The following is a 14886-nucleotide window of genomic DNA, read 5'->3' on the forward strand; positions in this document are numbered from 1 at the left end:
GAGCAGACGGAGAGGGCTCGGGTAGAATCCGCGCCTGAATCTGCTGGCTCATTTATGCTCAACCGCGACCGCGCAGGCCCCCACCACCACATCTCGCTGATCTTCGATCATCTCGTGCGGTCCCCCTCCCCGATACACCGGGGAGGTATAAAGGAGGGGCCTTATAAAATTCAGAGTTCAATAGGAACACACCATGTCACTCGTTTCGCAAATCCGTCCCGCCGTGGTTTCCCTCGGCCTTTTGACCCTGCTGCTGGGCGGGGCCTATCCCCTCGCCTCGACGGCTCTGGTCGGCGCGATCTTCCCCAACCAGTCGGCGGGCTCGCTGATCAAACAGGGCGACACCATCATCGGCTCGCGCCTGATCGGTCAGAACTTCACCCAGCCTCAGTATCTGTGGGGCCGCCTGTCGGCCACCGGCCCAGCGCCCTATAATGCGGGGGCCTCGTCGGGCTCGAACCTTGGGGTCAACAACCCGGCCCTGCTCGACGCGTCGAAAGCGCGCCTCGACGCCCTGAACGTAGACAGCCCCGTGCCGGTCGATCTGATCACCGCATCAGGATCGGGGCTCGACCCGCACATCAGCACCGCCGCCGCAGAGATTCAGATCCCGCGCATCGCCGCAGCGCGCGGCCTGCCCGAAGACCGCATCCGCGCCGCCATCGCCGCGTCGACCAAAGGCCGGACCTTCGGAATCCTCGGCGAAGCGCGCGTCAATGTGCTAGAGGTCAATCTGAGACTCGACGGCAAAGTGAAGTGACCTCCGATACCCGACCCGACCCGGATAAACTGCTCGCCCTCGTCGGCAACGACGGGGGCGATGGCGCGCGTCGACGCGGGCGTCTCAAGATCTTCTTCGGCGCCAATGCCGGGGTCGGCAAGACCTACGCCATGTTGTCCGAAGCCCGCCGCCTGCACAGCGACGGCCACGACGTCCTGATCGGAGTGGTCGAGCATCATGGCCGCGCCGAGACGCTCGCCCTGATCGACGGCCTGCCGGTTCTGGCCCGACGCGAGATCGTCCACCGCCATGTGCATCTCACCGAGTTCGACCTCGACGCCGCGCTGGTGCGCAAGCCCGGCCTGATCCTTGTCGACGAATATGCCCACACCAATGCCCCCGGATCGCGCCACCCCAAGCGCTGGCAGGACATCGAGGAGCTACTCGACAACGGCATCGACGTCTGTACGACGCTGAACGTGCAGCACCTCGAAAGCCTCAATGACGTCGTGGCCCGCCTGACCGGCGTCTGGGTCAAGGAGACCGTGCCCGACGCCGCCTTCGACACGGCGGACGAGATCGCCCTGATCGACATCCCGCCCGACGAATTGCTGAAACGCCTGTCCGAAGGCAAGGTCTATGTCTCTGACGGCGCGCACACCCGCGCCGCCGACAACTTCTTCAAAAAAGCCAATCTGGGCCGTCTGCGCGAGATTGCGCTCCGCCGTGCCGCCGAACGTGTGGACGCCCAGAACGACGCCCTGAGTGCGGCGATGGGCCAATCCGAAGCCGCCACCGGCGACAAGATTCTGGTACTGGTCGGCCCCGATCCCCTGTCGGCTTTGCTCATCCGCCACACCAAGCGCATGGCCGACCGGTCGCGCGCCCAGTGGTTCGCGCTATACCTTCAGACCGACCGCCACGAGACCCTGTCCGACAATGCGCGACGGCGGATCGAGAACCACCTGCGGCTGGCCGAACGGCTGGGCGCGCGGGTGGTCAGGCTCAATGCCGGTCGCGCGGCGTCCAGCATCCTGACCTATGCGCGGCAGAACGGCTTCACGCGGCTGGTGCTCGGCCATACGAAACAGCCGTGGTGGCGCAGCCTGTGGGGCGGGCAATCCTTGTCGCAGAAGCTGATCGCCCAGGGCGCGGGGCTTGAGATCATCACGCTCAACGCCGACACGCCGACGCAGACCAAGGACACCGGATCACGCTTCCGCCTGACTCCCTCGCCGCGCGACTATCTCATCGCCACAGCAATTACGGGCATAGCGACGGCGCTGGGCGTGCCGTTCCGCGCCGTGATCGACCCCGACAGCTTCATCATGCTGTATATCACCGGCGTTGTCGTCACGGCGGCGCGTTACGGCATCGGCCCGTCGCTGTTCGCCTCGGTCCTGTCGGTCTGCGCCTTCAACTGGTTTTTCGTCGCGCCCTATTACAGCTTCACCTTCGACAATGTCAGCTATGCCCTGACCTTTGGGGTGATGCTGGTCACCTCGCTGATCGTCGGGTCGCTGACGGCGCGGCTGTCGCTGCACGCCCGGCTGGCGCGGCGCAGCGAGGCCGAAACGCGGCTGCTCTACGACGTGTCGCGCGCCCTGTCGTCGGTCAGCGCCCCCGAAGCCATCGGTCAGGTCACGCAACGCCAGTTGCAGCCCGCCTTCGACGCCGACATCGCCCTGTGGCACGACAGCGTACAAATCACCGGCGAGCCGATCGGCGACCCGCGCGAGATCGGCGCCATGCAGTGGGTCGCACAGAACCGTCAGATCGCCGGACGCGACACCGACACCCTGCCGACCGCGCAAGGTCTCTACCTGCCGATCGCGCTGGAGGGCACAAGTCTCGGTGTCCTGTCGCTGACGCCGAAGGACCGCTCCCGGCAATTCAGCGGGGCCGAACACCTGATCTTCGAGACGGTGGCCAGCCTGATCGGCGGCGCGCTGCAACGCGCCCGCCAGACGCAGATCGCCGAAACCTCGCGCGTCGAAAGCGAGAACGAGAAGCTGCGCAACGTGTTGCTGGCCTCGCTGTCGCACGACCTCAAGACGCCGCTGACCGTGATGAACGGCGCAGTCGGCACGCTGCTCAAGATGCGCAAGAAACTGCCGCGCGAAGCGGTCGACGAGTTAACCGCCATGTGGAACCATTTGACGCGCCTACAGAAATTCGTCAGCAACCTCCTGCGCATGGCGGCCCTGACCTCGGGGCAGTTGAAACTGAACTTCGAGCCCTATCTTATTCAGGAAGTCGCCGGGGCGGCATTGGCCCGCATCGACGCGCAAAAAGGCCAGCGCCGCGTCCAGACCCAGACCGTCGGCACGGTGCCGATGGTCCGCATCGACGGGGCGCTGATCGAGCAGGTGCTGATCAACCTGTTTGAGAACGCCATCGCCCATACGGCGGAGGACGGCCTGATCAGCCTGACGTTCGAGACCGACGCCGATCGGGTGCGCGTCCGTATCGGCGACAACGGTCCCGGTCTCAAACCCGGCGAAGAAGACCGCATCTTCGAGAAATTCTATACCTACGGCCAGCAAACCTCGGACCGCCAGACGGAGAGCACGGGCCTCGGCCTCGCCATCTGCAAGGCCATTATCGAGGCGCATGGCGGCCTGATCTATGCGAAAAACAACCCTTCTGGCGGCGCCAGCTTTATCTTTACCCTGCCCGTAGATAATACCGAGACATGACTACCGTCCTTATCATCGAAGACGAAACCGACATCCGGCGCTATCTGCGGGCCACCCTGACCGCGCAGGATTACGAGGTGCTGGAGGCATCCACCGCCAAGGAAGGCCTGCAAAAGCTCACGCTCAACCGCCCCGATCTGATCATCCTCGACCTCGGCCTGCCCGATACGGACGGTCAGGACTTTATCCGCGCCGTGCGCGACTGGAGCCGGACGCCGATCATCGTCCTGTCGGCGCGCGAACATGAAACCGACAAGGTGACCGCGCTGGAAAACGGTGCCGACGACTATCTGACCAAGCCCTTCTCCCCGGCCGAACTTCTGGCGCGCCTGAAGGTCGCCCTGCGCCATGCCATGCCTGCTCAGGCCGAGGTCAGCGATATTTTCGAGCACGACGGTCTGAAGGTCGATCAAACCGCCGCTCAGGTCTGGCTTGACGGTCAGGAAATCCACCTGACCCCGATCGAATTTCGCCTGCTGACGACCCTGATCAAGCACCCCGGCAAGGTCCTGACCCACGCGCAGTTGCTGAAAACCGTCTGGGGCCGTCACACGACCGAGCAGAACCACTATCTGCGTATCCATACCCAGCACCTGCGCGAAAAGCTGGGCGACGACCCGCTCAATCCGCGCTTTATCCTGACACGCCCCGGCATAGGTTACGGGTTCAAGGCCTGAGGTCTACACGCTCACTTTTGACCTTTCAGATAGGGCAGCCCGATCATCAGCCGCCGGGAAAGGCTAAGGGCCGCGGCGGCTTTCAGAAAGGCTCCGGGCGCGTCGGCGCTCTCGACGCGCGCGCACTTGCCGACGACATCGCCAAGGGTGGGGAAACCGACATTGTGAAGGTTTTGGGCGTGGCGCTCCAGATGGCCGCTTACGATCCTCATCGCCTGACCCGGTCCGATTTCCAGAGCATCGAGCAGGGATTGCCACACCGCCTTAACGGTCTGAGACGCCTGAGACGGCGGTAGGCGGACGAAGGCTTTCGGGGTCTGGCCGAAGGCCGCCTTCATATCCCGGAGCCACGAAGTCGTTTTGCGCCCTATGCCGTCTCGCGTCAGCGTATCGAAATCGTCGAGCCCGGGATTATAACCCTTATCGTTGTCGATCAGGGCGACAGGGCGAAGGCGAAAATGCCGACCTTCGATCGACCCCAATGCCACGATCACCCCGGACCAGCCCGACTCGGCGGCCTTTTGCAGCGCATCAAGCGTGGCCGCCCGATCACGGCCGTGCTCCAGCGACAAGGCCACCCAACGCCCCTTCTTGTCTTGCACCGGCCACGTCAGAACCTGACTCAGATCGTCGAATTCCGGCCGCGCCAAGGCCGCAGGCCTAAGGAGGACGAGCTCGCCCCGCCCGCTTGAGGCTCGGCTCGTCAGCCGGGCCTCAAGCGCCTGCCAATCGTCGAACAGGCAGGGCCAGGCCTCGATATCGATCAGGTTTCGCGCCTGAATGGACATGACGGCGACGCCGGACGCCGCCGAGAGCCGGCCATCGTCCGACACCTGCGCCTTATCGAGATGAATGCCCGCATGTGCAAGGTCCTTGAGCGTCCTGCCGCTCCACAGGCTTTCCCGCTCATAGGCCCGGACAGGATCGAAACCGGGGTCCTGATTGGCGCCGCGCATCAGGCTGGCCGTCAGCCAGCGGTCGGCGGCGGGCTCGTAGAAATAGCCGGTCACACCGCGTGCGCCGGAAGGCGTGGTCCACACATCGGTGCCACACCCGACGATATGCAAGGTGCCGCCCGACGCATAAGCTCGCCGTGACTGGCCGAAGAGCATGTCCCTGAGGTCGGGGGGCGTTGTTTCACCGACACCGCGCAGGGCCGAAACCAGCAGGAAAGCAGCGGAAACTGTCTCAAGACATCGGTCGGGATCGAAGGCGAAATCTCGCCTCCGGCGACTGCGTATCTGGGCCGACAGGGTGCGCAACAGCGCGGCCAGCCGCGGCAGGGCATCGGCCCGCGAAGAAACCGACAGCAGGAACAGGCGCTCTTCCAGCGATTCCGGCGCCAGATTGAACCCCAGACGGAGAACGTCTTCCAGCGTCGCCGTCACGGCATCCAGAAACTCCGGCGCAACCCCCGTCAATTCCGTTTGTGCAACAGCAAAGTCGCGCGGACTGTCACCCGGCGCGTCAAGGGTCAGGTGAGCACGCACCACGAGCCAGGCTGCCGTATGGACGGCCTTGCGCCCCGCGGGTGCGGTCTTAGAAACCATCCCCTCAGGCCCCAATCCCGTCAGGATGCGAACGACAGGTCCTTCGTCTGGAAAGGTGACCGAGAAACCCTGAGCGTCGGGAACAACGTCGGCCCCGCCCTCGGCCAGTTCAAGCGCTGCGCGCCAATTGGCTTTTCCGGCCCATTTGCGCAGGTCGTCCAGCGGGAGCGCCGCGACATCCGTCTCCGCGCCGCTGCCGACCGTCACGGCCTCGGTCGTGTCCGTCATGGTTTGCGACTGGACGAAAAGCACAGCCGCCAACCGATGGCGGCAGACACCCGGCGCCGGACAGGTGCAGATGGCAAAGGCCGGCCCCCGTCGATCGAGACGCACCGTGTCGCCATCGCACGTGACGGTAACGGTTTCAGCGTTCGCGTCCTGAATCGCCGCCATTCCCTCGGCGACGTCGCGTGCCGCCCGACGGACCAGCCCCTTATTGGCCAGAAGGATCAGAGCCGCTTCGTCAAAGACGGTCAGCGCAGCGGCGAGTCCTGACGGAATCATGCGATCACCTCACCCAGCCAGTCAGCAAAGCGGTCAGCCGTGAGCGCCGCCACCTGCATGCCCGCGGCCTGAAGCCGCTCGGCGGTGGCGCGATCATATTCCGGCGTGGCACCTTCGCCCAAGGCCGCCAGACCGATCAGGGTCACCCGAGCCGCACTGAGTCGTCGGACGGCCGCGATCAACGGTGAAACCGGGCCGCCTTCGCAAAAGTCGCTCAGCAGGACGAAGACTGTGCGCGTGGGCTGTTCGACCAGTTGCTCGCAATAGGTGACGGCGCGCGCGATATCGGTCCCGCCGCCCAGTTGCACCGACATCAGGACCGAGACCGGATCGTGCGCTTCCGCCGACAGATCGACCACGCTGGTGTCGAAGACGACCAGCCTGACGTCGAGCGACGGCAGGCCGGTCAGGATGGCCGCCATGACCGCCGCGTACAGCGTCGAGTCGAGCATCGACCCCGACTGATCGACGCAAAGGATGATGCGCCACGGCATGCGGCGCTCGCTGCGGGCGAAGAAACGCAGGCGGTCGGCGACGATAACGCCACGGGCGGCGTCATAGTTCTTGAGATTGTCGCGTATCGTCGCGCGCCAGTCGAAATTTTGCATCGATTTGCGGGCGCTGCGGCGAAAGCGGTTGACGCGCCCGGACAGGGCCTGCTGAACGCGCGGGCGCAGCCTTTGCAGTATCTCCTCGACGACGGTGCGGGCGATTTCGCGGATCTTGTCCTGAACCTGCGGATTGGTACGCCCCTTGAACGATATCAGGGCCTTGAGCAGGTCGCGATTGGGTTCGAGCGTCCCCAGCAACGCCGGGTCGGACAACAGTTCGCTCATGCCTAGGCGGTCGATGGCGTGGGCCTGAACCGTTTCGAGCACCGACTGCGGAAACAGGGCCCGGACCTCGGCCAACCAGCCGAGCGCCGTCAGCTGACTGGGGTCGAGCGAACCGATCCGCCCCTTCTCCCGACGCAGGCCCCGCCCCTCCATTTCACGCGCATAGAGGTAGTCCAGCGCCCGATCCGCTCGCGCATCCTCCGCATTCAGACGGACCTCGTCGAAGGCGGGCTGCGCATAGCCGCCCAGCACCATGCGCCAGCGTCGCAGGATTTCGGCTTCTCCGGTCATACGATCCCCGCTTCGGCCAGCTGCGCGGCGATTTGACGATCTATCGCCAGATTGGCCACCATCTCGAACTCCGTAACGGCAAAGGCCTGCATCATTCTGGCGGCATCACTCCCGCGTCGCGCGGCGATGGTGTGCGCCAGCCGATCGATGTCACGAGGATCAAGACCGGCAAGCGCCAGCCGGAAGTGCGGTAAAAGGCTCAGAAAATCGTCAGTCTCGACCTTTTCCATCACTTCATCCATCGCCGCAACCAGCTCAGGTACCGACCAGAGCAGCTCGCGCGAGACTGTGATCGCACCACGCAGGAACGCCACCCGGTCGCGCGGATCGCCATAGGCGCCGGTCAAACCACCCTTCAGACGCGCGCCCATCCAGCCACCGTCGACATGGCCGCTCAAGAGGGCCACCGCCGACACGGCCCCGGCCAACGCCGGATTGAGGTCTGTATCGAGCAGGGCTATCGCCGCGTCGTCGAAATCAGCCGACGCTATACCTGCGATCTCGCCCGCCGCCAGCTCGGCGACCTCGCGCATCGTCACCAGCCCGACCAGAGCGTCGGACACCCGGTCGTCTGCGAAACCGGCAATATTCGGCAGAAGAAACAACGCCCGTCGCCAGCCGTCGGCCAGCAGCTTTTCGATGTCGTCGCGCTCGCCAAAACCCAATGCCGGGGCATTGCGCCACAACTGCACCAGTTCGCGCAAGGCCTCGGCGACCGTCCTGAGATCGCTGTCGCCCAACACCTGATCGGCAATGAACGGCAGTATGAGATGCGCTTCGGTAGAGATACCCGCCTGACAGGCGGCGATGAACAGATCGATGGCCGCAGACGCATTATTGCCCTGACCGTTGGCTTCGAGATCGCGCAAACGCCGGCGCGCGGCCACCGCTACCGCCCCCTCGACCGTATCCGCGTCGGCGGCGCATTCGATGAGGCGGGCCTCGACCGATGGCGACCAGGCCACCAACCAGATTTCGTGCAGCCGGTCGAGATCGACACCGGTGCGGAAGTCTGGACCGGCCATGCGCTGGCCGAAACCGGTCTCCAGAAACGCCATGCCATGCAGGAAACGGCTGGCCTTGCGATGGCGCGCCTTGCGGTAGATGTCGAGATCGCGGTTGCGTCGTTCGCCATAATCGAGCGCAAAACCCAGCGATCGGGCGCGGGCGCGGGCCGCTTCGACCAGCGGCGGCGATCCCGCCGACGGCGGCACGTCGCCGAGCGCGCTGCCCGTCAGAAAGGCCATGAGTTCGCTCATGACCGGTGCCGCATCCCCGCTCTCTTCGCCCTTGAGGAAGGCCGAGCGGCAGGCGTCGAGCACGTCATCGCGCAACGGCCCCGGGCGGCCGCGCAACTCGGCCAGCCGATGCGCGTTTTCCAGTGCGCCGCGCACGGTCGGCAAAGAGGGCGAAAAGCCCGGAAGACGATCCCGCACATGAGCAGTAAACCCCATCACCAGATCGGCGGCATGGTCCGCATAGAGATTTGCGCCCCCATCGCGGCGCGCCCATAGACCTTCATAATAGGCCGGCAAGGGCAGGCCCGCCCGGTAACCGGTCAGGGCATTGAGCTGACGATGCCCGTAGCGCACGAGATAGGCCTCACCGCCTTTTGCCCGCGTCACATGGCCCTCCTCACCTTTCAGCAAGGCCGGGGCGTGGAAACCCCCAACCACCGCGACGACAGGTCCTGCCATCCGGCGGCAGGCATCGTCGATCAATCCGCGCATCTGGATTTCGCGCGCCAGGGTGCCGTCGCTTTCCATTTGCGCGGGCTCCGTGCAGGCGCGGATGTGGTCGCAATAGGTGGCGACTCCGGTAAAAAAAGCCTGCCAGTCGCTGAGGTGCAGCTGCGTTTCGAACAGATGGTCCCAGACCTCGTTGCCATCCCGGCACCCCAGCTGCGCGCACAGGGCGCGCACATAGTCGTTGCTGGTCAGGCGTCGTTCATCGTCCGCCTGAGGGGCGCGGGCCTCATCGTCGTCGCGCATGGCGCGGTGCGACATGGGCAGGTCGATGAAGGCCGCCGGTACGCCCCGTTCCTTCGCGAGACGCAAGGCGACATATTCCGGGCTGTGGGCGCAAAAGGGGAAATAGCTGACGACCCGACGCCCGCCCTCTTCGCCCTTGCGGTCATCGACGGCGACGACCGCGACGGGCGGAACGGTTCCGGGGTCGGTCAGCAAAGGGATCAGCGAATCGAAATCGCACGGCCCCTCGATCAGAATAGCCGCAGGCTTGACCTCAGCGATCAGCGCCGCCAGATGCGCGGCGCAGGCGGGGCTATGATGGCGAACGGGCACCACGTAAAGATCGCGCGCCGCGTCGTACAGGGGGGCCGCTGCCGTCATTTAAACCAGCTTGAGCGCGCGCGCCGCCTGATAGAAGTCGCGCCACGGCCCCGACCGTCCCGCACGCTCCTTGACGATATGGTCGATATAGGCCTTGAAACGCTTGCCGTCCTCGGCCGAGTCCTTGAGGATTACGCCCTGGATCTGGCTGGCCACGTGCCGCCCCGTGATGCGGCCATCATCCAGATAGGCGGCGTCGAGGGCCGCGGCATGCAGCACATTGACCGCCTCGGCGGTGGACATGACGGCGTCGGGGCGGTTGAGACCTATGCCTTCACGCGTGCGCCCGGTGCGCAGGTCCTGAAAGGTCTGGACAAGAAGCTCGGCCACCTCGACCTCGCCGCTGACCCTGACCTCAACGGCCCCCAGCCGCTCGGCCAGTTGTTTCAGGATCAGTTCGCGCTCGAAAGCCGGGTCATCGATCGGTCGCACCGTTTCGAAATTGAAGCGGCGTTTCAGGGCGCTCGACATTTCGTGGACGCCGCGGTCGCGCAGGTTGGCCGTGGCGATGACATTGAATCCGGGCCGCGCCTGCACCGCCCGATCCGCCCCCAGTTCCGGGATAGCCAGGGTCTTTTCCGACAGGATCGAGATCAGCGCATCCTGCACCTCCTGCGGGCAACGCGTGATCTCCTCGAAGCGGACGATCCGCCCCTCACGCATGGCGCTCAATACTGGCGACGGAACAAGCGCTCGTTCGCTGGGGCCTTCCGCCAGTAGCAAGGCATAGTTCCAGGCATAGCGCAGGTGGTCTTCGGTCGTTCCGGCGGAGCCCTGAACGACCAGCCCCGACTGCCCGCTGATCGCGGCGGTCAGAAGTTCGGACAGCATCGACTTGGCCGTGCCGGGCTCGCCCACCAGCATCAGGCCCTGATGACTCATGAGGCTGACGATGGCGCGGTCGACCAGAGGGTCGTCGCCATAGAATTTACGCGTGACGCGCAGGCTTTCGTCACCCAGAATGAACTTGCGCACGGCGCGGGCGCTCAAAACCCAGCCCGCGGGACGGCGGCCGTCGTCCGCCGCCGCCAGCCGGCTCAGTTCGTCAGCATAACGCGCTTCGGCGGAGGCTCTCAGCTGTGTCTCTACCATGGCGTCTTTTTCTCCCAGTCAGCCTCGAACCCCGTACCCTTGGCCGCGATGTCGTGAAGGTCCTGCCGCGTCTCGGCCAGCAGGACCGGCGGCACCTCGCCCAGTGCCACAGACGCGCCGTGCCAGCCGCTGTTGCGCCGCAGTTTGGCGAAACTCAGCTCCGTCAGCGCCGCCGGAAGGTTCTCCTCCGGCAGGGGACTGCCCGAAAAATGGATCAGCGCCACCAGACCTGCGGCGTTATAGGTGCGTTCATAGGTAAAGAAGACACCGCCGTCTTCCGCCGCCCCGCGCGTATAGCCCAGCTTGTTGGCCGCGCCCCTGAGCTTGAAGGTTTCGATCATCCAGCCCCGCCGGTCGGTGATGACCGTGTCGGCCTTGTGCGCCGGATCGAACACCGGCAGGTCGCGCCCGAACTGATCGAACGGCGATATGACCTCATAATCGGCCAGATGGGTCTGCCAGCCCTCTATGAGACGGGCCTCGACCAACTGGCTGTGGGCCAGTTGAACGGACGCGAAACGCGCTACATCGACGGCGCCGTCATCGCTATCGCTCAGACTGTTGTCATCGAGCGGCCGGAAGGTCGCCACGCACCTGCCGTCATCGTCCAGCCCCATCCACACCAGCCGTCGCGCCAGACGCGCCACCAACGGATGCCCCATAACATAGAGCTGCCAGTCCTCCACAGGCCATATCCGTTCCAGACACATGGCTTCGCGCAAACGTGCCGTCTGGTCCGGAATGACCTGCTTGAGCTCCTTGCGCGCCGTCGCCAGAGCCTTCTTGGCCTCCTCTATGAGCGGCTTTTCCTCGTCATTGCGCGCCGTCGGCAGGGCTTTGACCGGCTGCCCGGCCCCATTGAGCAGGACCAGAGCATCGCTGGCGTCGAGCACCATACGGTAGGCGCGGTCATTCCCGCATTCAAGCTCTGCCGTCCCGGTTTCGTCGAGCCCCGCTGTAGGTATAGTGCGATCGGCCAGTTCCTCGGTCGTCCAGCCGCGCCGCGCCGCGATCTCCTCGATCAGGGTGGCGGCGTGCGCCTGCACGGTCTTGGCCTTGAAGCGGTTGGCCGTGGCCAGCACGATCTGGATCGCGGCAGGCGACGGATTGGCCGCCAGTGCGTCGAGGATGGCCTTGGCCTGCGACACGCGTGAGCCGTGGTTCTTGAGGAACGCGCGGCACAGTTTCGCCATGTCGGCCCCATCGACCCGCGTGGTCAGGCCCAGCAGGCCCTTGCTGTCGACGGCGCTCCCCAGATAGGTATTGAGTTTGTCTTTGCGGATCTGCGCGAACAGCTTGTCGCGATCGGTAATCCAGTAGCTGGCCGATTGCGGATACTGTTTCACATACTGCAAATTCTGCTTCAGTGTCGTGTCGACCACCGATTCCGCATAGGCATTGGCCTCATCGAGCGTACAGGTGCGCGTATCCTGCGCGATCCAGGCGCTCAGCACGTGGAGGCCCAGACGATGCGCATGACCGGGAGCCAGCCGATCGAGCCACAGGTCCATCAGGGCGTTGCCGCTGGTCTGTTTCAGTCTGGCGGCCAGAACGATCCACCAGCGCACCAGTATCGGATCGACCATCGTCCCGTCGCGCCAGTTCAGTGTGGGCAGAACATCGAACGGGAACCATTCGAGGCCCTTGGGCTGAGCCTTGATCAGGCCCGCCTCGGCCTCTTTTTTCATCTTTAGGGGGTCGAAGACGTCGGACACATCGTCGCCCAGCCGCTCAAGTGCCGTAATCAGGGCCGCGCGCGCCACATCGCTCTTTTCGCTCGTCAAGGTTTTGCGCAAGGCTGGAATTGCGGCAACGACGCCGCGCTGGGTCAGCCATTCGGCAGCGCCCGCTCTCACTTCCTGCTTGCCGTCCTCCAGCATCCGCGTGATCAGGCCGTCGATCCCCGGCGCCCCCGCCAGCAGGCGACGCGCCTCGGCACGCGGCCCTTTGCGCGTCCCCGTCGCCACCGTCAGCAGCGGCATCAAAAAGCGTTGCGGTACCTTCGGCAGGGTCGCCAGCAGCTCCAGCGCCGGACTCACAATCATCGGTTCCTTACCCGACTGCGGTCGAAAACCCAGAGCTTCCTCCAGATGGTCGAAATACCGCGTTACCAGCGGCCATAGCCGTTCGCTGTCGATATTTTCGACCGAACTGCCCCAGCGGCGGGTCAGATGCTCGACGACGGCATCTTCGTCGCGCCACATGGCCCGCAGCACGCGGAGGTCCGCGCCGCCGGCGATACGCCGACGCAATTCAGCCGCGATCGGGCCAGTGATGTAGGGACTGAACGCCCAGAACAGATTGCCGTGGCAACTCCAGGTGTATAGATTGACGATATGGCGCAAGGTCAGGGACGGCGACGACAGGAACGCCTCGATACCCGATCGGTCGAAAGACGCCGGAATCTGCATCCACTGGAAGTTTTTCGGTTCGGACGGGCGTCCTTTTTTACCGTCGTTTTTGCCCTCGGCGGCGTCCCTGATCGCGCGCAGGGTTTCACTGCCCACGCTGTTAAACTGCTTGCTCCAGTGCCATCTTTCCTTTGCCCCCTCGCGCCGGGCCTTGTCCAGCACGGCATTGAAACTATCCATGGATGGACGCAACAGGCTTATCACCGCATCGGACAAGGGCGGCGCGTCGGGTACCGACGGCATCGGGGGGATCGCCACCGTCGATCCATCGAGCGCCAGATAGCTGTCATCTTTGTCGTCGGTCCCACCGTGAGCGGCGGCATGGAGCCCACCAAGGGCGTTTTCGAGCGCCAGCCTGACCTTCGGCGCGCTTTCGTCCGCCAGCCAGTCCCGCAGGATTGGCGCGGCCGCCTCGCCCAGCGCCCGCGCCGCGAATGTCACCAGTTCGGCCCTGACGCCCGGCGCCGAAGCGCTGAACCGATGACGCAATGCCTCGGGAAGGCTTATGGTACTGCCTTTGGTCAGGGCGATCTGTGCGGCTTCCTTCACGGTCTTAGAACTGGAAACCGCGCCATCCATCAGGAGCTCGAGATAGGGTTCCGTCAGACCGAAACGGCCTATGGCCGCCATCAACTGAGCGCGGGGGATCGCCGCCATCTTCGGTGCGGCGGCGAGGATATCGTCGGCCTGGGCCTTCAACCACCGTTCAGTCCCGCCAAACAGATCGACGCAATTGTCTGTACCGTATTGCGTCGGGTTCGGGCCGAAGACGATATCGGCGACGATGTCGCTACCCAGATCGCGTAATGCGGCCAGACGCGCGAGCGCCTCCACGTCACAAACTGTACGATCCCGTACAGCGCGGACGATCACCGCGTGACGCAGCCAGTCGGGCGATTTAGGCGTCCCCATAAGGCCCCAGCTTTGACCCGCCAGCGGGTGAAGGGCCGCGATGACATCGCCCAGCCGCGCCAGTTGCTCGTCGCTCCAGTCCACCCCCGCTTTAAAGAGGTTCGTATAATTATGAGAGCCCGGCCAATACATGCCGGTACTCTGCCAGTGCTGTTGCAGGCTCCGCATCGACAGGGTCGACAGGACAGCGCCCCCGGTACCGTTCGCCACATAGGCGGCGACGTCCTTGTTCAGGCCCGTCTGGTGTTTGCCGAGCTTCTCGAATTGTCTGGAAATCCGGGCAGCGGCTTCCGTTTCGCTCCCGCCACCAAACAGTCTGGACAAGATATTCATATTCCCCCCGAATAGCCCGTTATTGTCGCGCTTCATAACAGAAGCGATATCTGTAAGGCCTTCAACCTATGCAACATTTACCGCTATTTCCAGACAGAAAATCGAGCGCGCCCCCCTTTGGCGTTTTTCGCAGCGTCGTCGGCATTATGCAGAATTCTGGCGACATGATTCGAAGTTTGCGCAAGGGTACGACCGCACGGATTGACGCACGACAGATCGCGTTTCCAGCACGCGCTTAGCCGCGGCATTAAGTGCGACGATGTGTCACAAGAGTTTCGGGATCGGGATTATATCGATGTCCGGGCCACATAGCTTTGAACTGAAAATTGGCTAAGAGACTGTTTGGAAGTCAGCGGTTGAGCGCCCGTGAGGGATTTTTTTCGCAAAACGTAGTTTGGCCGCAAGGCGGAAACGAAGCCTCGATGTGAACATCGGGGCAAGTTTCCAACACAGCGGGCGGAAACAAAGACCCACGGGAGCGACCCGAAGACTTCCCAAACAGTCTCTAA

8 protein-coding genes are annotated in these 14886 nt (G+C 64.2%); 3 read left to right on the forward strand and 5 right to left on the reverse strand.

Annotation, left to right across the window (positions count from 1 at the left end):
• Positions 1–193 precede the first annotated feature (193 nt).
• Genes kdpC through AEYBE204_RS24405 form a run of 3 tightly spaced genes read left to right on the forward strand, consistent with a single transcriptional unit; the run spans position 194 to position 4097 of the window.
• The gene (gene kdpC / locus AEYBE204_RS24395; RefSeq protein WP_023461027.1) at positions 194–760 is read left to right on the forward strand and encodes a potassium-transporting ATPase subunit KdpC; all 567 of its coding nucleotides are present in this window, start codon (positions 194–196) and stop codon (positions 758–760) included.
• On the forward strand, positions 757–3420 hold the full coding sequence (locus AEYBE204_RS24400) for a sensor histidine kinase KdpD (protein WP_023461028.1): 2664 nt from the start codon (positions 757–759) through the stop codon (positions 3418–3420). The genes kdpC and AEYBE204_RS24400 overlap by 4 nt, the downstream gene beginning before the upstream one ends.
• Positions 3417–4097 (forward strand): response regulator, encoded by a 681-nt coding sequence (locus AEYBE204_RS24405; RefSeq protein WP_023461029.1) that lies wholly within the window; start codon positions 3417–3419, stop codon positions 4095–4097. Before AEYBE204_RS24400 ends, AEYBE204_RS24405 begins: the two co-directional genes overlap by 4 nt.
• Before the next feature lie 11 nt (positions 4098–4108).
• Here the strand turns inward: AEYBE204_RS24405 and AEYBE204_RS24410 are convergent, their stop codons facing one another.
• Genes AEYBE204_RS24410 through AEYBE204_RS24430 form a run of 5 tightly spaced genes read right to left on the reverse strand, consistent with a single transcriptional unit; the run spans position 4109 to position 14377 of the window.
• Positions 4109–6151, reverse strand: coding sequence for a hypothetical protein (locus tag AEYBE204_RS24410; protein ID WP_023461030.1), 2043 nt, complete (start codon positions 6149–6151; stop codon positions 4109–4111).
• The gene (locus tag AEYBE204_RS24415) at positions 6148–7278 is read right to left on the reverse strand and encodes a VWA domain-containing protein (RefSeq protein WP_023461031.1); all 1131 of its coding nucleotides are present in this window, start codon (positions 7276–7278) and stop codon (positions 6148–6150) included. The genes AEYBE204_RS24410 and AEYBE204_RS24415 overlap by 4 nt, the downstream gene beginning before the upstream one ends.
• Positions 7275–9629: a DUF5682 family protein gene (locus AEYBE204_RS24420; RefSeq protein ID WP_023461032.1), complete on the reverse strand. Its 2355-nt coding sequence runs from the start codon at positions 9627–9629 to the stop codon at positions 7275–7277. The genes AEYBE204_RS24415 and AEYBE204_RS24420 overlap by 4 nt, the downstream gene beginning before the upstream one ends.
• Positions 9630–10721 carry an AAA family ATPase gene (locus AEYBE204_RS24425; protein ID WP_023461033.1) on the reverse strand — a complete coding sequence of 364 codons (1092 nt, stop codon included), beginning with the start codon at positions 10719–10721 and terminating at the stop codon, positions 9630–9632.
• Positions 10715–14377, reverse strand: coding sequence for a DUF4132 domain-containing protein (locus AEYBE204_RS24430; RefSeq protein ID WP_031229810.1), 3663 nt, complete (start codon positions 14375–14377; stop codon positions 10715–10717). The genes AEYBE204_RS24425 and AEYBE204_RS24430 overlap by 7 nt, the downstream gene beginning before the upstream one ends.
• Positions 14378–14886: the final 509 nt, after the last annotated feature.

Origin of the sequence: Asticcacaulis sp. YBE204, assembly GCF_000495855.1 — a bacterium.
Classification (GTDB): Bacteria; Pseudomonadota; Alphaproteobacteria; order Caulobacterales; family Caulobacteraceae; genus Asticcacaulis.